This is a genomic window from Selenomonas sp. GACV-9, from assembly GCA_900116485.1.
Lineage (GTDB): Bacteria > Bacillota > Negativicutes > Selenomonadales > Selenomonadaceae > Selenomonas_A > Selenomonas_A ruminantium_G.
This window is the reverse complement of record FPAX01000005.1, coordinates 1-18,510: the sequence shown is the minus strand read 5'-3', so window position 1 is coordinate 18,510 and position 18,510 is coordinate 1. Positions and strand designations below refer to the sequence as shown.

The 18,510-nt window shown below is 52.9% G+C and carries 20 protein-coding genes and 2 tRNA genes; 20 read left to right on the top strand and 2 right to left on the bottom strand.

All coding sequences use genetic code 11. The features are described from left to right. Positions 1-37 precede the first annotated feature (37 nt). Both BM322_RS06150 and BM322_RS06145 read right to left on the bottom strand, forming a co-directional pair. Positions 38-128 (bottom strand) — tRNA-Ser (locus tag BM322_RS06150). An 11-nt stretch (positions 129-139) separates the two neighbouring features. Continuing rightward, positions 140-228, bottom strand: a tRNA-Ser gene (locus tag BM322_RS06145). 118 nt (positions 229-346) lie between these two features. On the opposite strand from BM322_RS06145, the gene murI reads away from it, so the two are divergent. From murI to ilvN, 20 genes are all read left to right on the top strand, one after another. Beyond that, complete coding sequence (murI, locus tag BM322_RS06140) at positions 347-1,126, top strand: glutamate racemase (RefSeq protein WP_075429034.1); 780 nt, start codon at positions 347-349, stop codon at positions 1,124-1,126. An 87-nt stretch (positions 1,127-1,213) separates the two neighbouring features. Further along, entirely contained in the window at positions 1,214-1,645 is a 432-nt protein-coding gene (locus tag BM322_RS06135) for a thioesterase family protein (protein WP_075429033.1), read from the top strand. Positions 1,646-1,672: 27 nt separating this feature from the next. Then, positions 1,673-2,224, top strand: a complete 552-nt coding sequence (locus tag BM322_RS06130; protein ID WP_075429032.1) for a hypothetical protein — start codon at positions 1,673-1,675, stop codon at positions 2,222-2,224. A 15-nt stretch (positions 2,225-2,239) separates the two neighbouring features. Continuing rightward, entirely contained in the window at positions 2,240-2,899 is a 660-nt protein-coding gene (locus BM322_RS06125) for a coenzyme F420-0:L-glutamate ligase (RefSeq protein WP_075429031.1), read from the top strand. 50 nt (positions 2,900-2,949) lie between these two features. Continuing rightward, entirely contained in the window at positions 2,950-3,696 is a 747-nt protein-coding gene (rph, locus tag BM322_RS06120; protein ID WP_075429030.1) for a ribonuclease PH, read from the top strand. Positions 3,697-3,715: 19 nt separating this feature from the next. Beyond that, a complete protein-coding gene (rdgB, locus tag BM322_RS06115; protein WP_075429029.1) occupies positions 3,716-4,315 on the top strand; it encodes an RdgB/HAM1 family non-canonical purine NTP pyrophosphatase in 600 nt (199 codons plus the stop codon). Continuing rightward, a complete protein-coding gene (locus tag BM322_RS06110; protein ID WP_075429028.1) occupies positions 4,312-4,794 on the top strand; it encodes a metallophosphoesterase in 483 nt (160 codons plus the stop codon). The genes rdgB and BM322_RS06110 overlap by 4 nt, the downstream gene beginning before the upstream one ends. A 275-nt stretch (positions 4,795-5,069) precedes the next feature. Beyond that, positions 5,070-5,912 (top strand): fumarate hydratase, encoded by an 843-nt coding sequence (locus BM322_RS06105; RefSeq protein ID WP_075429027.1) that lies wholly within the window; start codon positions 5,070-5,072, stop codon positions 5,910-5,912. 23 nt (positions 5,913-5,935) lie between these two features. After that, positions 5,936-6,502 carry a Fe-S-containing hydro-lyase gene (locus BM322_RS06100; RefSeq protein WP_075429026.1) on the top strand — a complete coding sequence of 189 codons (567 nt, stop codon included), beginning with the start codon at positions 5,936-5,938 and terminating at the stop codon, positions 6,500-6,502. Between the two features lie 33 nt (positions 6,503-6,535). Beyond that, positions 6,536-7,162 (top strand): succinate dehydrogenase, encoded by a 627-nt coding sequence (locus BM322_RS06095; protein ID WP_075429025.1) that lies wholly within the window; start codon positions 6,536-6,538, stop codon positions 7,160-7,162. Positions 7,163-7,193: 31 nt separating this feature from the next. Then, positions 7,194-9,101 carry a succinate dehydrogenase flavoprotein subunit gene (sdhA, locus tag BM322_RS06090; RefSeq protein ID WP_075429024.1) on the top strand — a complete coding sequence of 636 codons (1,908 nt, stop codon included), beginning with the start codon at positions 7,194-7,196 and terminating at the stop codon, positions 9,099-9,101. Positions 9,102-9,119: 18 nt separating this feature from the next. Beyond that, on the top strand, positions 9,120-9,872 hold the full coding sequence (sdhB, locus tag BM322_RS06085) for a succinate dehydrogenase iron-sulfur subunit (protein ID WP_075429023.1): 753 nt from the start codon (positions 9,120-9,122) through the stop codon (positions 9,870-9,872). Between the two features lie 189 nt (positions 9,873-10,061). After that, the gene (locus BM322_RS06080) at positions 10,062-11,762 is read left to right on the top strand and encodes a GGDEF and EAL domain-containing protein (protein ID WP_075429022.1); all 1,701 of its coding nucleotides are present in this window, start codon (positions 10,062-10,064) and stop codon (positions 11,760-11,762) included. Continuing rightward, entirely contained in the window at positions 11,762-12,256 is a 495-nt protein-coding gene (queF, locus tag BM322_RS06075; protein ID WP_075429021.1) for a preQ(1) synthase, read from the top strand. Before BM322_RS06080 ends, queF begins: the two co-directional genes overlap by 1 nt. A gap of 29 nt (positions 12,257-12,285) precedes the next feature. Continuing rightward, the gene (locus tag BM322_RS06070; RefSeq protein WP_075429020.1) at positions 12,286-13,110 is read left to right on the top strand and encodes a pyridoxamine kinase; all 825 of its coding nucleotides are present in this window, start codon (positions 12,286-12,288) and stop codon (positions 13,108-13,110) included. A gap of 1 nt (position 13,111) precedes the next feature. After that, the gene (locus BM322_RS06065) at positions 13,112-13,771 is read left to right on the top strand and encodes a TatD family nuclease-associated radical SAM protein (protein ID WP_075429019.1); all 660 of its coding nucleotides are present in this window, start codon (positions 13,112-13,114) and stop codon (positions 13,769-13,771) included. 751 nt (positions 13,772-14,522) lie between these two features. Next, the gene (yqeB, locus tag BM322_RS06060; RefSeq protein WP_075429173.1) at positions 14,523-15,365 is read left to right on the top strand and encodes a selenium-dependent molybdenum cofactor biosynthesis protein YqeB; all 843 of its coding nucleotides are present in this window, start codon (positions 14,523-14,525) and stop codon (positions 15,363-15,365) included. Between the two features lie 25 nt (positions 15,366-15,390). Next, complete coding sequence (locus BM322_RS06055) at positions 15,391-16,053, top strand: phosphoribosyltransferase family protein (RefSeq protein ID WP_075429172.1); 663 nt, start codon at positions 15,391-15,393, stop codon at positions 16,051-16,053. Between the two features lie 127 nt (positions 16,054-16,180). Continuing rightward, the gene (gene ilvB, locus BM322_RS06050; RefSeq protein ID WP_082334404.1) at positions 16,181-17,869 is read left to right on the top strand and encodes a biosynthetic-type acetolactate synthase large subunit; all 1,689 of its coding nucleotides are present in this window, start codon (positions 16,181-16,183) and stop codon (positions 17,867-17,869) included. 2 nt (positions 17,870-17,871) lie between these two features. Next, the gene (ilvN, locus tag BM322_RS06045) at positions 17,872-18,372 is read left to right on the top strand and encodes an acetolactate synthase small subunit (protein ID WP_075429171.1); all 501 of its coding nucleotides are present in this window, start codon (positions 17,872-17,874) and stop codon (positions 18,370-18,372) included. Positions 18,373-18,510 lie beyond the last annotated feature (138 nt).

Genomic DNA, 18,510 nt, shown 5'->3' with positions numbered 1-18,510 from the left:
AAAAGCGCTGACGAAAGTCAGCGCTTAAATTTTTTAGTGGCGGAGTGGAGAGGATTCGAACCTCCGCACCGGTTACCCAGCCTAACGATTTAGCAAACCGTCCTCTTCAGCCTCTTGAGTACCACTCCATGTAATTATATGGCGGAGAGGGTGGGATTCGAACCCACGCACCTGTTACAGCCTACCGGTTTTCAAGACCGGACTCTTCAACCACTTGAGTACCTCTCCATAAATAACAGATATATTATAGCAGGTGCAGGCATGCCTTGTCAAATATCGGCCAGATTGCTATAATAGCCATTGGATTATTTTTAGTAGGTAATGATGCGTTTTAGGAGCTGAGTGCATGAAAATCGCATTCTTTGATTCGGGAGTCGGCGGCTTGTCTGTCCTTCATCATGCCATGAAGGTCCTGCCGCATGAGCAGTTTGTCTTTTTTGCCGATGAAGACAATGTGCCTTATGGCACGAAGTCCAAGCAGCAGGTACGTGATTTCGTGGCCAAGGCATTTGACTTCCTGATGACCAAAGATGTCAAGGCAATCGTGACGGCTTGCAATACGGCAACGTCGGTGGCTGTGGCCGAGATGCGCCGTCGGTATGATATTCCCATCATCGGCATGGAGCCTGCGGCCAAGAAGGCGCTGGATCTTGATGGTGAGCATCGCGTGCTGGTGACGGCGACGCCGATTACGGTCAGCGGGCGCAAGATGGAACTGCTCATTGAGAAGGTGGATAAGGACCATCTGGTCGACAGGCTGGCTTTGCCGGGCCTCGTCGAGTTTGCTGAGCGGCAGGAGTTTGAGTCGCAGGCCGTGACGGACTATCTGACCAGTCAATTCGCACCGTTTGACTTCAGCGAATACTCGGCATTGGTGCTGGGCTGCACGCATTTCAATTATTTCAAGGATACGATGCGCCGTCTGCTGCCAGACAATGTAGCTTTTGTCGATGGCAATGAGGGGACGGTACGTGAGCTGATCCGCCGCCTTCGGGAGCGAAACCAGCTTGAGACGCAGGAGCAGACGGTAGAGTATTATTATTCAGGCCGTCTGGTCAGAGATGACATGGAGCTTGCCCGCCTGCAGGCATATCTGCGGCGCCTTGACAAGATGTATAGGATTTGACTTGACTTTAGACGGCAATTGTTCTAGGCTATACATTGTGTATTTCATTTTATTAATGAAAGAAAATTATTCCGCAGGAGGGATTATATGCCAGTCATTACGGAGCATCACGTGAATTTCTACGATACTGATGCGATGGCGGTCGTTCATCATTCGAACTACATTCGCTGGTTTGAGATTGGCCGCGTGGAGTATCTGCGCTCCATTGGCATCACACTGGGTGAGCTGATGGATGATGGCTTTGTGTTTCCGATTACGGATGTACGAGCGAAATATGTCTCTCCGGGAAAGTTTGACGATGTCGTCCTGATCGAGACGACGCCGACGGCACTTACCAAGGCTAAGATGGCCTTTGATTATCGGATTATCCGCAAGGCTGATGGCGAGGTCATGGTGACCGGCCATTCACAGAATGTGTTTACCAGCAAGGAGACTGGACGCATAACCCGCCTGCCGGAAAAATATTATCGGATATTAGCGGCGGCAATGGCGAAAGAGAAAACCTTGCAGCTGAAATAAGTAATTGGATTTTAGGGAGGAATCATTGTGACAATCGTATACGTTATTGTTGGACTGATTGTACTGGCCGTTGTGGCTGCTAACCTTTACCTCGCTGCGGCAGGTAAGGAGGACATTCGTGTGGATACGAGTGCTCCGGTCGTTGTTGAGTCCCAGGACGAAAACAGCATCGTGCTTTCGAAAAAGCTGAACTTCTATAATGAGGGCAAACAGTGTGCCACCATCATGGACGCCATCAACCATGTCCAGCTGCCCTATGAGCAGTATGACGGCATTGCTGTCAAGGGAATTGCTGAGCGCGAGGGCGAGCCGCGTGAGGACGAGTACTTCGAGGCTGTCCTGATCCAGAAAAAGGGCGATGCGCATGGCGAGGATAAGCTCAATATCTATGCCAAGGTCGAGCTGACCCCGCGCAAGGGCATGAGCCTCAAGGAGGCCCTTTCCCATATGGTGGACCTGCCGGTTGATTTCATCTGGATGGAAACGGGCCGTACGCCATGGCATTACCGCAAGATCCGTTTGGTATTTACGGCAGAAGAGATCGCTAAGCTGGCAAATGTTCAGCTGGCAGAAGACTGAGGAGGCAGCGAAACAATGGCAGAAGAATTAGAACTTATCCCGGTGCCGACGCGCATCCTGACGGAAAAGGACGATATCGTTGACGCGATTGAGCGTTACACGAAAGATAAGATTGGCGAAAATGACCTGCTCTGCTGCGCAGAGAGTGTAGTAGCCATCACCCAGGGCCGATATGTACGCCCAGAAGACCTCAAGATCAGCAAGGTAGCGCAGTTCTGCTGCCGCTTCATTCCGGACTATGGTTCGCTGGCATCGCCTCATGGCATGCAGTCGCTGATGAATGTTGAGGGCAAGTGGCGCGTGGCCTTTGCACTGTTTGCTGGCTTTATCGCTAAGATCTTTGGCAAGTCGGGCATGTTCTATGTCTGGGGCGGTAAGGAGACGGCTATGATCGATGACGTTACGGGCACGATGCCGCCGTTCGATAAATGCATCGTTTATGGCCCGGGTGAGCCGAATGAGGTCGTCAAGAAGATTCAGCAGCGTCTCGGCTGCTTCGGTGCGATGATTGCTGACGTCAATGACCTCAAACGCTCGCGTGTGGTCGGCGTCACGGACAAGGTTGACGGTCCGAAGGCTGCACAGCTGTTGATTGATAATCCGTTTGGCAATGCTTCCCAGAAGACGCCAATCTGCATCATCAAGAACTATCGCCAGTATCAGGAAAAGAACTGAAGATGAAGAACCTCCCCGCAGGGGGAGGTTTTTTTAACAGGAGGGATATCATGCCAAGAACAGATCGGCGGAGCGCAGACCAGCTCCGTCCTTACACGATACATCGCCATTTCCAGAAGTATCCGGCCGGTTCGGTGCTCATCGAGATGGGCAATACGAAAGTCATCTGTGCTGCGACGATTGAGGATCGGGTACCGTTCTTCCTCAAGGGAACAGGGGAAGGCTGGATCACTGCCGAGTATTCGCTGCTGCCGAGTGCTACCGGCACGCGCACCCAGCGAGAGGCTGTGCGCGGCAAGCAGTCGGGGCGCACCCAGGAAATCGAGCGCCTGATTGGCCGCAGCCTGCGCTCAGTGGTCGATACGAAGGCCATTGGCGAGCGCACCATCATGATTGACTGCGACGTGATCCAGGCCGATGGCGGCACGCGTACAGCATCAATCACGGGGGCTTTTGTCGCTTTGGTCGAGGCTTGCGCAACATTTTACGAGAAGGGCAATGTCTTTCCCGTCAAGGACTTCGTCTCGGCAATCAGCGTCGGCATCAGCCACGAGAACGAGCCGTTGCTTGACCTCTGCTACGAAGAGGATTCCCAGGCTATCGTCGATATGAATGTCGTCATGACTGGCGAGGGAAAATTCGTCGAGGTACAGGGCACTGGCGAGGGGCGCCCCTTTTCCCATGAGGAGCTTGGCTCGTTGCTGAGTCTTGGGGAAAAGGGCTGCCGTGAGCTGATCTCGTACCAGAAGGATGTGCTTGGCGGTCAGCTGGTCTGGTTGGTCGGCCGTGAAGGATAAAGAGTTCGGGAGGAAATCCATGCAGAAAATCGTGATCGCAACCAAGAATCCGGGCAAGGTGCGTGAGATGGCAGCAGCCCTCAGTGCATTGCCCGTTGAAGTAGTTTCGCTGGCGGAGTTCGGGCAGCTGCCCGATGCTGTCGAGGATGGCAAGACCTTTGCCGAAAATGCCCGTATCAAGGCGGCATTTTACCGGCAGCAGACGGGTTGCGCCTGCATTGCTGATGACTCAGGGCTGGAGATTGAGGTGCTGGGGGGTGCGCCAGGCATCCATTCGGCTCGTTTTGCCGGCTTCCATGCCGATGATGCGACGAACAATGCCAAAATGGTTGAGGAACTGCAGCGCCTGGGCGTCAGCGAGTCGGCCGCTGATTATCGCTGCGCGATTGCTTTTGTGGGCTTGGATGGCATGGAGCTGGCAGCTGATGGGCGCTGTGACGGTCAGATAAAGCTTGCTCCGAAAGGGGAAAATGGCTTTGGCTATGATCCCTATTTCTATCCGCAGGAGTACCCAGGCCGCACGATGGCAGAGCTCACGCTGGAGGAAAAGCAGCGGATCAGCCACCGTGGCAAGGCCCTCAAGGCATTATCCCGTGAGCTGGAGGCAAGACTGAAATGAAGATCGGAATCGTAAGTGACAGCCATGGGGATACGAATGCCTTGGATCAGATGCTGGCTCATCCGGCAGCCCAGGATGTCGAGGGTTGGTTCTTTGCTGGCGACATTGCCATGGATGCAGAATATCTGGCCATGATCACGCAGCTGCCGGTGGCCAAAGTGGCTGGCAACAATGATTGGCCGTATACGACTCTTAAAGACGCTATTGTAACGGAAGCCGGGGGACACCGAATCCTGCTGACGCATGGTCATCTCTATGGCGTGCAGTTCTCTACGGAAATGCTGGTGCAGGTGGCGGAAGCGCAGCAGGCAGATATTGCCATATATGGTCATACGCATGTTGCGGATATCCAGCCAGGCGGGGTCATGGTGCTCAATCCGGGAAGCATAGCTCGTCCGCGTGATGCGTCCAAAGGCTCGTTCATGGTGGCAGATTTGCTGCCGGATTGCGAGCCGGTTGTAAAAATTATACGGATATAAATATTTTAAATTCTGCAATAAACCAGCAATAAAAAAAACAAATTTTTTTTTTACGAAAATAAAATTTACAGCAGGAATTTTTCCGTAAATCGCTAATATACTAATTGATGTGATAGTTGTCACGCGCGTCTCCATGGGAATTGGGGTAAAAAGTGAACTGGGTTCACTATTTATGCGGGGTTGCGGCACTTTTCCTTTCGCTTGAAAGGGGCGAAAAAATGTGCTATGATGAACCCACAGATGTGTGATAAGTTGTATTTATGGGAGGGATTACTTTGCGAGAAATTGATGCAAAACAAATCACGGAAACCGTAGCACAGATGTGCAAAGAGGCAGCTTATTATCTGCCAAAGGACGTTTACGAAGGCCTGAAACGCGGCCGTGAGACGGAGAAATCTCCGGTCGGTCAGAACGTTCTTGACCAGATTATCAAGAATGCTGAGATTGCACGTGCTGAGGATCGCCCGTACTGCCAGGATACTGGTATGACGATCGTATTCCTTGAAGTCGGCCAGGATCTGCATATCACGGGCGGCCTGCTTGAAGATGCCATCAATGCCGGTATTGCCAAAGGCTATACGGAAGGTTATCTGCGCAAATCTGTCGTTGCTGAGCCGTTGTTCAATCGTGTCAACACGAAGGACAACACGCCGGGCGTCATCTACACGAAAATCGTGCCGGGCGATAAGCTTAAGATTACGGTCGCACCGAAAGGCTTCGGTTCGGAAAACAAATCCGGCGTCAAGATGCTGGTTCCGGCTGATGGCGTTGAAGGTGTGAAGAAAGCTGTCATGGACATCATCCTGCATGCCAGCATGAATCCGTGCCCGCCGATGGTTGTCGGCGTAGGTATCGGCGGCACTATGGATCGTGCTGCACTCCTTTCCAAGAAGGCTCTGACCCGCTCTATCGACGAGCGCAATCCGATGCCGGAATACGCAAAACTCGAGGGCGAACTCCTGGAACTCATCAATCAGACGGGTATTGGACCGCAGCTTGGCGGTACGACCTCTGCACTCGCCGTCAATGTCGAGTGGGGCCCGACGCATATCGCAGGTCTGCCGGTCGCTGTAACGATCTGCTGCCATGCTATGCGCCATGCATCGCGTACGCTTTGATTTGAGGATAGGAGGAAATAAAAATGGCAGAACCAATTAAAATCCAGACTCCGTTTACGGAAGAGATGTCCCGCAAGCTGCATGTCGGCGATGCGGTCCTTATCAGCGGTACGATCATCGCTGCCCGTGATGCTGCGCATAAGGCTATGACTGAGGCGCTGGCACGTGGCGAGGAACTGCCGGTTGATTGGAAGGATCAGATGGTTTATTATCTCGGACCGACGCCGGCAAAACCGGGTGATCCGATTGGCTCCTGCGGCCCGACGACTTCCGGCCGTATGGATGCTTATACGCCGACGATGCTCGATCAGGGCATCAAGGGCATGATCGGCAAAGGCTCCCGTTCGGCTGCTGTTGTCGAGTCCATGAAGAAGAACGGTGTAACGTATTTTGCTGCTGTTGGCGGTGCTGCTGCCTTGATCGCAAAATCCGTCAAGAAGTATGAAGTCCTCGCTTATCCGGAGCTCGGCCCGGAGGCTGTAGCTGCTCTTACGGTTGAGGATTTCCCGGCTATCGTTGTCATCGATTGTGAGGGTAACAACCTCTACGAGACGAACCAGGCTAAGTATCGTACGCTGAAAGGCTACTGATAGAGGTAAAGGTATTATTTTAGGAGGTATAGAATGTTCCACACAACTTTTTATCTGCGTCGTTTGCATTCTTTAGTGGGTCTCCTGGTGCTCGGTATCGTTCTCTTTGAGCATATCTTCACCAACTCGATGGCCCTCGGCGGCGCTCCGGCACTTAATGGTGCACTCGCTATGATGGAGCTCATCCCGAAACCAATCTTCCTCGGCCTTGAGGTATTCGGCATCGCTGTTCCGCTCCTGTTCCATGCTATCTACGGTGTTTACATTGCCCTGCAGGCAAACAACAACCCGGGCCGTTTCGGTTACATCCGCAACTGGCAGTTCGCGCTCCAGCGCTGGACGGCATGGTTCCTCGTTGTATTCCTCGTATGGCACGTATTCTATCTCCGCGTCTTCACGAAGGGCATCAGCGGCACGCCGATTTCCTATGAACTCCTTCAGAGCTACTTTGTCGGCCATCCGATTTATGCTCTGCTGTATATCCTTGGCATGTTTGCAGCTATCTTCCATTTCTGCAATGGTATCACGACCTTCTGCATGACCTGGGGTATCGCTAAGGGCCCGCGCATCCAGAACGTCATCAGTCTCTGCAGCATGGGTCTCTGCGCTCTTCTCTGCCTGGTTACGCTGGTATTCATGGGCAGCTACTTCGTAATGTAAGTGAAGTATCGCAAAGTAAAGGAGAAAATCAATGGCTAATAAACCTGAAAATAAGATTATTGTCGTAGGCGGCGGCCTCTCCGGCCTCATGGCTGCGCTGAAGATCTGCGAAGGCGGCGGTAAAGTAGACCTGTTCTCTTACTGCCCGGTAAAACGCTCCCATTCCTTGTGCGCACAGGGCGGCATGAACGCCTGCATGGATACGAAGGGCGAGCATGATTCCATCTATGAGCATTTTGATGATACCGTATACGGCGGTGACTTCCTGGCTGACCAGCTGGCTGTAAAGGGCATGGTCGAGGCAGCTCCGAAACTCGTCAAGATGTTTGACCGCATGGGCGTACCGTTCACGCGTACAGCTGAAGGCGTCCTTGACCTCCGTAACTTCGGTGGCCAGAAGAATAAACGTACGGTATTCGCCGGCTCCACGACGGGACAGCAGCTCCTCTATGCTCTCGATGAGCAGGTTCGCCGCTGGGAAGTCAAGGGTGGCGTAAAGAAATACGAGTTCTGGGAATTCATCAAGATCATCAAGAACAAAGACGGTATCTGCCGTGGTATCGTAGCTCAGAACATGAACTCCAACGAGATCGTTTCGTTCCCGGCTGATGTTGTCATCCTGGCAACGGGTGGCCCTGGCCAGGTATATGGCCGCTGCACGGCTTCGACGATCTGCAACGGTTCGGCAGTTTCCGCTGTTTACCAGCAGGGGGCTGAGATCGGCAACCCAGAGTTCCTGCAGATCCATCCGACGGCAATCCCGGGCTCGGACAAGAACCGTCTGATGTCTGAGGCCTGCCGTGGTGAGGGTGGCCGCGTATGGGTTTACCGCGAGAATCCGGAGACCCACGAGAAAGAGCGTTGGTACTTCCTCGAGGATATGTATCCGGCATACGGCAACCTCGTACCGCGTGACGTTGCTTCCCGTGCTATCTACAAAGTCGTTGTCCATATGGGCCTCGGCATGCAGAACCCGAATCGCGTATACCTCGACCTTTCCCATATCCCGGCTGATTACCTCGAGCGCAAACTCGGCGGTATCCTCGAGATGTATGATGATTTCGTAGGTAAAGACCCGCGCAAGGTTCCGATGGAAATCTTCCCGTCCATCCATTATTCTATGGGCGGCATCTGGGTTGACCGTGAGCATCATACGAACATCCCGGGCCTCATGGCATCCGGCGAGTGCGACTACCAGTATCATGGTGCAAACCGTCTCGGTGCAAACTCGCTGCTGTCGGCAACGTACTCCGGTACGATTTCCGGCCCAGAGTCCCTGCGGCTTGCCCGCAGCGGCAAGCTCGGCGATGCCCTCACGGAGGCAGAGCTCGAGGCAGCTCGCAAAGAGTGCGTAGAGGAATTCGACCGTATCCGCAACATGAACGGTCCGGAGAACGCGCACCAGATGCATCACGAGCTCGGCGATATCATGTACAAGTATGTATCGGTTGAGCGTGATAACAATGGCCTCAAACAGTGCATGAAGGAACTCCATGAGCTCCTCAAGCGTTGGGATAACATCGGTGTTACGGATCATGGCAACTGGGCAAACCAGGAGGCTATGTTCGTCCGTCAGCTCCGCAATATGATCATCTATGCAATGGCTATCACGAAGTCCGCATTGCTGCGTGACGAGAGCCGTGGTGCCCATGCGAAGATCGTCCTCAAATCCGACTATGAGCAGTGGGATGATGCGAAGAAGAAGGCCTTCGATGAGAAGACCGGCGCATATCATTTCGATGCTGAGACGGGCCGCGCTATGACGGATGACGGCAATGACGACCTCGTATTCTTTGGCCGTGATGATGAGAAATTCATGTACACGACCGTCGTTTCCTTCGATGCTGCTAACAGCGAGCCGGAGGTTTCCTATCGCGAGTTCGAACATTCTCTCATCAAGCCGCGTCTGCGCAACTACGCCGTAGCTAAGAAAGAGTAATGAGGGAGGACAAATAGAATGGCAGAACAGAAGAAAGTCAGACTCGTTATCGAACGCCAGGACGGCCCGAATGACAAGCCGTATACCCAGGAGTTCGAAGTAGATTATCGTCCGGGCCTCAACATCGTTGCCGCCCTGATGGAAATCCAGAAAAATCCGGTAACCGTTGACGGCAAGAAAGTCGCTCCGGTTGTCTGGGAGTGCAACTGCCTCGAGAAAGTCTGCGGCGCTTGCATGATGGTCATCAACGGCAAAGCCCGCCAGGCTTGCTGCTCGCTGGTAGATAACCTCAAACAGCCGATTCACCTGGCTCCGGCACGCACGTTCCCGGTTATCCGTGACCTCCTAATCGATCGCTCCGTTATGTTTGAGAGCCTCAAACGTATCCACGGCTGGATTGAGGTCGATGGTACCTGGGACGTCAAAGATGCACCTATCCAGAATCCGCATACGGCTGAGACGGCTTACGAGATTTCGCACTGCATGACCTGCGGTTGCTGCCTCGAGGCTTGCCCGAACGTTGGTCCGCAGTCCGACTTCATCGGACCGTCCCCGACGGTACAGGCATACCTCTTCAACCTCCATCCGCTCGGGAAGTTCGATGCTCCGACGCGTCTGAACGCCCTGATGGAAAAAGGCGGTATCACGAGCTGCGGCAACAGCCAGAACTGTGTCGAGGCTTGCCCGAAGAACATCAAGCTGACGACGTATCTCGCACAGCTTAACCGCGATGTCAACAAACAGGCACTCAAGAACATTTTCAACAAATAATTGTTAGGAATGTACCAGGACCTGCCCTTAAAGGGCAGGTCCTTTTGTATGTCTTATTTTCGCTTGTTTTTTCTTGTTGGGCAATTTATCCCGCGAGAATACTTGATTCTTTTTGCTATTTTGGTATATGATAAGTATATATTGGGTGTAGACCCTAGACGTGCAATTCTTACAGCTAGGATGATAATTATGAGAAAGAATAATCGTGTCCCATTAAGCCCATGTTTGAAACGTTTTAAATTCTTCTTTGATTTGCTGAAAAAGACGACAGAGGATTATCTCTTTTTCACGGATTTACAGGAAAATATAGTGATGGTTTCTCCGAACCTCGTTCAGGATTTTGACTTGCCGGGGGAGGTCATGGAGGATTTCGACAAGTATTGGAGTCCGCTGGTTCATCCGGAGGAGCGCGAGTCTTATCTGACCTCGCTGCGTGGCATCAAGGCGGCGCAGAGCGTGCTGGAGCATGCGATGGAATATCGTGTGAAGAGCCGCAAAGGTGAGTATATATGGATCCGCTGCCGTGGCCGGGTTGGAACGGATCGGGATGGCCGTCCCAGTATGTTTGTTGGCATGATGTCGAGGATGGCACAGCGCAATCAGGCGGATGAGATCACTGGATTGCTGAACAAGTACCAGTTTGAGCATGCGGTCAAGCTGGCATTGGCTGAATACCGTGCCACTGGAGTGGGTGGAGCGATCATGGTGTTCGGTCTCGACAATTTCAAGATCGTCAATGAAACCTACAATCGTCTGCTAGGCGACCAGGTGCTCAAACGGGTTTCGCGGCTGATTGCCAATGTACTGCCGCCAGCCTTGACGCTGTTCAAATTGGATGGCGATCAGTTTGCTGTGATCTATCCGGGGGCTGGCGAGAAAGAGGTCGGGGATATCTTTGCCAGTGTTCAGAGTGCGCTGTCGCGTCCCCAGGATATTGACGGGCATCAGTATTTCTGTACGGCTTCGTCGGGCACGGTATTCTATCCGACGGCAGGCAAGGACTATCTTGTACTCCACAAGCATGCTGAGGCAGCTATGGACATCGCTAAGCGTGAAGGCAAGAACCGCAACGTGCTGTTCAGCAAGGAAGAATACAATCGCTGGGTGCGCTCAATCTCGATGCGCGACAGCATCTGGGAAAGCGTGGAAAATGGCTGTACGGGATTCAGCTTGTTCTTCCAGCCGCAGGTCAGTGCTGTGGAACAGCAGATTATCGGCGCTGAGGCGCTGCTGCGCTGGAAAAATCCGAAGGGGCGCATGGTGGCGCCGATGGAGTTCATCCCTATCCTCGAAGAGACTAAGCTGATCATTCCGGTCGGCAAGTGGATCTTTGAGGAGGCTGTAAAGGTCTGCAAGCGCTGGCGTCAGGTTATCCCTGATTTTCGCGTCAGCATCAACATGAGCTATGAACAGGTCAAGGACCTGTCGTTCAAGAAGTTCGTAGCAGAGTGCCTTGCGCGTCATGAGATGCCGCCGGAAGCCATCATTCTGGAGCTCACGGAAAGCAAGATCGTTGCCGACTGGAGTTTCATCAACAAGCAGTTTGATGAATTCCGTCAGCAGGGGCTGGCCATTGCGATGGATGACTTTGGCACAGGTTACAGCTCGCTGGCCTCGCTCAAGTACCTGTCCTGCGATATCGTCAAGATTGACCGTGAGTTTGTCAAGAAGATCCTGGAAAATGACTTTGACCGCCAGCTCGTCAAGTATGTTGTCGCACTTTGTCATAGCATTGGCATCAAATGCTGTATCGAGGGCGTCGAGGAGCAGGCGGAGTATGAGCTCTTGACGAAGGAGTGTCAGGCGGATTCCATTCAGGGTTACCTGTTTGGTCATCCTGAAAGCGTCGAGAATTTTGAAGAGAAATTTTTACATATGGAGAAGAATTAATGTCACGCGATAAGAACGCCGAAGAGATTACCCTTCTTGGCAAGAAGAAGGTAAACTATCATTATGATTACTGTCCGGAAATCCTGGAGACTTTCCAGAACAAACATCCGGAGAATGATTATTGGGTCAAGTTCAATTGCCCGGAGTTTACGGCACTTTGCCCGATTACGGGTCAGCCGGATTATGCGACCATCTACATCAGTTATGTACCCGGTGAGCGCATGGTCGAAAGCAAATCGTTGAAATTATATCTGGTAAGCTTCCGCAATCATGGCGATTTCCATGAGGATGTTGTCAATGTGATCATGAAGGATCTCATCAAACTGATGGATCCGAAGTACATCGAGGTCTGGGGCAAGTTCCTGCCGCGTGGCGGCATCTCTATCGACCCGTATGCAAATTATGGTCGGCCGGGGACGAAATACGAACAGCTGGCCTGGCATCGGTTTGAGGAGCATGACCTCACAGCCATGGAGAAAGTTGATAACCGCTGAGGCGGTAACTGGGGAAGGGAGCTAAGCCGTTGAAACATCAGAAGCGCGTTGCATTGGTCAATGATATCACGGGATTCGGCCGCTGCTCGGTAGCTGTTGAGCTGCCGCTGCTATCGGTCATGAAGATACAGGCATGTCCTTTGCCGACGGCTATCCTGTCCGTTCATACTGGCTTTCCCAATCACTATCTGGATGATTATACAGACCGCATGCGGCCGTACATGGACAGCTGGGAGAAAAACCAGCTGTCCTTTGATGGTATTTGCACGGGTTTTTTGGGATCGGTGCATCAGATCGAGATCGTGGCTGATTTCATCCGCCGGTTCAAGCAGCCGGCTACCCGCGTCATGGTCGATCCGGTCATGGGGGACTATGGCAAGCTCTATAGCTCCTATACGCAGGAGATGTGTGAGGAGATGCGCAAGCTTTTGACTTATGCCAACCTCGTGACGCCAAACCTCACCGAGGCCTGTCAGCTGCTCGGGATACCTTATCCGGCTGATGGCAAGGTATCCAATCAGGAGCTTGAGTATATGGCGGGCGCACTCGCCGATCAGGGGCCGTCGCAGGTCATCATCACGGGGCTCAGCGAGGGCGAGACTATCCGCAACTTCATCTATGAGGCTGGCCGGGGCAGCGTGCTTGAGGTGGAGAAGATCGGCGGCGACCGGTCAGGCTCAGGCGATGCCTTTGCTGCTATCGTGGCTGGCAGCTTGATCAATGGCGAGAGCCTTGATCAGGCGGTAGGCAAGGCTGCTGATTTCATCAGCAAGTGCCTGAAGTATGCGGTGGAGCTCAACCTGCCGTGGAACTATGGCTTGCCATTTGAAGAATATCTAAGGGAGCTGAAGTGATATGCTGGTATATGCAACCCATGCGGGGGGCAAGTATATGACGTTTGCTGACAGTCTGCGGCTGCAGCCGGAGGGAAAGCGCAATCTCTATGTGAACGTCACGAATGCGTGCAACTGCGCTTGCACATTCTGTCTGCGCAATATGAAGAAGATGGCCGAGGAGTCCTCGCTGTGGCTCAAGGAAAAGCCGACGCTTGCGGAATTCAAGGCGGCACTTGATGCTGCTCCCTGGGAATACATCAAGGAAGTAGTATTCTGTGGATTCGGCGAACCGACCATGGAGCTAGAGATATTGGTAGAGCTTTTGCATTATGTGAAGAAAATCCATCCTGAGCTGCCGACGCGCCTCAACACGAATGGTCTCGGGGATCTCGAATATGGCCGTGAGATTGCGGCCGATTTTGCCGGTGTCCTCGACACGATTTCCATCAGCCTGAATGCCTCGAACGCTGAGCGCTATTATGAGCTCACCCGGGCGAAATACGGCATCAAGTCGTATGAGGCGATGCTGGATTTTGCCGAGCATAGCAAGAAATACGTGCCCAATGTCGTGCTGACCATTGTCGATAAGGTGGAGGGACCGGAGGAGATTGCCCGTTGCCAGGAAATCTGCGACAGCCGCGGCCTTACCTTGCGTGTACGTGAATATGAAGACAGCTGATATATGATTTCAGGCATAACAAAAGCCGGTTCCATTTTCATGTGAACCGGCTTTATCTCTTGATAACCATAGATATTTGTGATCCTTCTTATTCATTTGTCTGCAACATTCCCTCTCGAGCAGGAAGGCTGCGCACTTTGTTAACTACGTATGTAGACGTTCAGCTGAAACAATGTGCATACACCATGGTTCATGTACACGTTCTTGTTAGTCATCTCGCCGTTATCGATAACGATAGGGTACCTAAAGTTTCGACGGTTTTCCAGATGATTCGTAAAGATTTACCCGGGATAGTCACTCTTCTTATTTCGTGCCACTGACGATGTGCTCCCAACTTCCTCAGACTCTGAGTACGACTGGCGGCCACCCGACCATCATTACGTCTCGCTTCCGTCCTGAGGATAATCGTTTTCTTCACCTTTGCACTTGCTAGTCAGTCCGAAATAAAAGGCAACTGCGTGATATCTTCAATAAACACTCACATCCTTTCACGTTAGACAGATATGGTTGTTCTTGAAGAGAGCCTGTTTCGGCTGGATAAACACCTTGTAAGATTTCGACCTCCAGGACTACTTTCCTGCTGGTTTGCTTATCTATCTCCTCTTTACGCCTTTATATTAACATATTTTTCAGACGATTGCAATACTTTTGGCAAAAGATGTAATATTTTTTTGTAAAAAAATAAGACGCGCTTCTATGCAGATATAGTATAATAGAGAAGATGTAGAACAGAATGAAAGGGAGCAAGGCAATGAAACATCTCATAATCGTACGTGGCGGCGGCGAGATTGCCAGTGGCGTTATCCATGCGCTCTATCGTACGGGATTCCGCGTGCTGGTGCTGGAGCAGGCAGAGCCGACGGCAACGCGTCGGCGCGTCGCATTCTCGGAGGCGATGTACCGCGATGAGGCTACGGTGGAGCGCATCACTTGTTATCGCGCGAAAGATATTGAGGATGCGAAAAAGCGCTTGAAGGCAGGTCAGCTGGTGATGCTTGAGGACCCTGAGGCCAAATGTGTGCGGGAACTCAAGCCGCAGGTGCTCGTCGACGCCATGGTAGCACATGAGAATCGGGGAACAAAGCGCGACATGGCCGAGCATACGGTAGCACTCGGGCCGGGGTTCTGTGCCGGACGTGACGTGGACGTCGTGGTCGAGACTGGGCGTGGTCATAATCTGGGCCGCTTGATCTATGAGGGCTTTTCCTCCAAAGACCAGAATCTTGAAAATGCGACGGTGGGTGTGAGCCAGAATGTCGAGCATCTGATATTTGCGCCGGAAAATGGCCGCCTGGAAATGCTGCGCAGCATTTCGCTGATGGTCAAGCAGGGAGAATCGCTGGCGCATCTGCATACGGATGATGGGAAAGTCATTGAGCTCAAGGCAACAATCGATGGTGTCCTGCGCGGTGCGTTGCATGGTGGTTCGCGCGTGCGCAAGGGACAGAAGGTGGCTGACATCCATCCGACGATGGGGCAGGAGGAGTGCTTCACGATTTCGGATAAGGCGCGCTGTATTGCTGGTTCGGTACTCGAGGCCGTCATGGTATGGGATCATAAGCGTCCCAAGCGGAGATTCTTTCAGCGTCATTGACAGAGGAATGGATAGGGTGATTGATATGTTTCAAGCCTTGTGGGATTTTCTCTTCCCGGCACGCTGCCCGCTTTGTCATAAATACGTTCAGAATAAGGGAGACTGGTGTGAGCAGTGTCTCCGTCAGGCTTGTCAGCCAATGCGGCTGCCAGTTTCAGCGCCCATGCAGCCAATTCTTGGCAATGCATGGGCGCTTAGCGTATATAGGGGCGGTACGCGGGAACTGATACGCCGGCTGAAGTATCGGCAGCAGCGGAGTGCATTGCCGTATATCCGCCGATTGCTATCTACAGCGGCGAAAGATGAGGGAATCGCAGCCCTATTGGCATGGTGTGAGATAGCCGTGCCAGTCCCTTTGCATGTGAGCCGCGAGCGTCAGCGGGGATTCAACCAGGCGGAGCTCATCTTCGGGGAGTGGCTGCAGGAACATGGTGTCAGTATGGTACGTGCACTGCAGCGGGTACGGTCAACGCAGCCTATGTATCAGCTGACACTGGAGGAACGACGGACAAACCTCAAAGGAGCGTTTGCCGTATGTGCTGCTGCGGCTGTGGCAGACAAGCGGGTACTGCTCATCGACGACATCCTGACGACAGGTGCTACGCTGGCTGCTTGCTGTCAGGAGCTTGAGCGGGCAGGTGCGGCTGAGATCCGTGTGCTGGTATTGGCCAGCGATCATCACTTTTGACTCGATAGGAGACGAGAGTTGTTAAATATGTATTTTCTGGTTGTAATAATGTATACAAATAGTGTATAATATATCAGAACAATGCTGTGCTTTGTAAACAAACGACAGAGGGGGCTTTCGTGTGTTGATGAATGGTGCTCAGGCTGTTTTGGAGAGCCTGAAAAGAGAAGGGGTGGACGTCGTCTTCGGCTATCCGGGCGGTGCTGTGCTGACCCTTTATGATGCAGTCTATAAGATGAAATTCCCGCATGTGCTTACGCGTCATGAGCAGGGCGCTGTCCATGCGGCTGATGGTTATGCCCGGGCTACGGGGAAGGTCGGCGTTGTCTTTGCTACTTCGGGGCCGGGCGCAACGAATCTTATTACTGGTATTGCTACTGCCTGCACGGATTCCGTGCCGCTGGTCTGCATCACGGGACAGGTGGCCAATCCCTATATCGGCAAGGATTCTTTCCAGGAGGCTGATATCTTTGGCATTACGACGCCGATTACAAAGCATAATTATCTGGTCAAGGATGTAACGGAACTGCCGCGTGTCCTCAAGGAGGCATTCTTCATTGCCCGCACGGGCCGTCCGGGGCCAGTGGTCATCGATGTGGCCAAGGATGTATTCGATACGAAGTTTGACTACGAATATCCTGAGTCAGTGTATCTGCGCGGTTATTCGGGGGAATACACAGGGGATGCGGCTGAAATCGATGCTGTGGTCGAGGCAGTCAAGCAGGCGGAGCGCCCGCTGCTGTTTGTCGGCGGTGGTGTCATAGGCTCAGGGATGTCAGAGGAAGTGCGCAAGCTCGCCAAGCTGCTTGGCGTGCCGGTGACGACGACCCTTTTGGGATTGGGCGCAGTGCCGGCAGACAGCAAGGGATTCTTGGGCTTTGCAGGCATGCATGGCTCCTATGCAGCCAATATGTCCATCCAGCAGTGCGATCTCTTGCTCTGTATCGGCATGCGTTTCAGCGACCGTGTCACGGGTAAGGTCTCGGGGTTTGCGCCAAAGGCGAAAGTCGTGCATTTCGAGCTCGATAAGGCGGAGGTCAATAAGAATGTTGCCGCAGATTATCGCGTGCTCGGCGATCTGCGCTGGTCGCTGCCGCTCTTTTATGAGAAGCTCAATGTTACGGGCAGGGCCTTTGCGGCTGAGTATGCGGACTGGCTGCAGCATGCGATCGACATGAGCCGTGAGCGTCCGTTCAGCTATAAGGAAGACGGTGAGCTTATCAAGCCTGGCGCATTGATTCGGAAAATCAGCGAGCTTTCCGATGAGGATACGATTGCTGTTACCGATGTGGGCCAACACCAGATGTGGGCGGCTCAGTTCTTCGATGTCTACAAGCCGCGCCATTTCCTGACCTCGGGGGGCCAGGGAACCATGGGCTATGGCCTGCCAGCCGCGATGGGGGCCAAGATTGGCAAGCCGGACAGCAAGGTCGTGCTGTTCACTGGCGATGGCAGTATCATGATGAATTGTCAGGAGTTTGCGACGATTGCCGATAACGATATCGATGTCAAGGTCGTCATTGTCCACAACTGTATCCTCGGCATGGTCGGTCAGTGGCAGCGGCTGTTCTATAACCATCACTATTCCCAGTCGGAGCTCAAGGGCAAGACGGATTTTGTCAAGTTGGCTGAGGCCATGGGCCTCAAGGGCTATCGGCTGACGACGAAGGCTGAGCTGGAGGCGAAGCTTCCGTCTATCCTGGCGGAAAAGGGCCCAGCACTGATTGATGTGCTGATTCCGGAGGAAGAGGACGTCCTGCCGATGGTGCCGGGCGGCAAACGTTTGGATCAGATGGTACTGGGAGGGAGTAAGTGATGATGAAAAAATATCTGCTGGCCGTCCTGGTCGATAACAAGCCTGGTGTACTCACGCATGTTTCGGGGCTCATCAGCCGCCGGGCGTTCAACATCGAGAGCATTTCGGCTGGCTATACGGAAGAACCTGAGGTAACGCGCATCAACATCGTCGTATCGGTGGAGTCGGAAAATGAGCTCGATCAGGTCGTCACGCAGCTGTCGAAGCTCATCGACGTCATCAAGATCGTAAATCTCAGCAAGGTGGAGTCCATCGAGCGTGAGCTGGTCATGATCAAGGTCAAGGCTGGCCGCAAGAATCGGGCCGACATCATCAACATCGTTGAGATCTTCCGGGCGAAAATCGTCGATGTCGGCCCTGAGGATGTAGTCGTTGAGCTTACGGGTTCGCAAAGCAAGATTGATGGCATCATCGAGGTGTTGTCGGAGTATGAGATCCTGGAGATTGCCCGCACAGGAGCGATTGCGCTCTCGCGTGGACCGGTACCGGTCAAGCATATGTGAATTGTGAGACGGGATGCAAAAAGATATAGATAAATTGCAGTTTGGCTGTCAGTACGAGATTACAATAAGCTTGCTACAGCTCAGCTTGGGTGAGGAGGGGGGCACTTTTTCTCCGCTCCGCTAAATGACCCGCGCTGG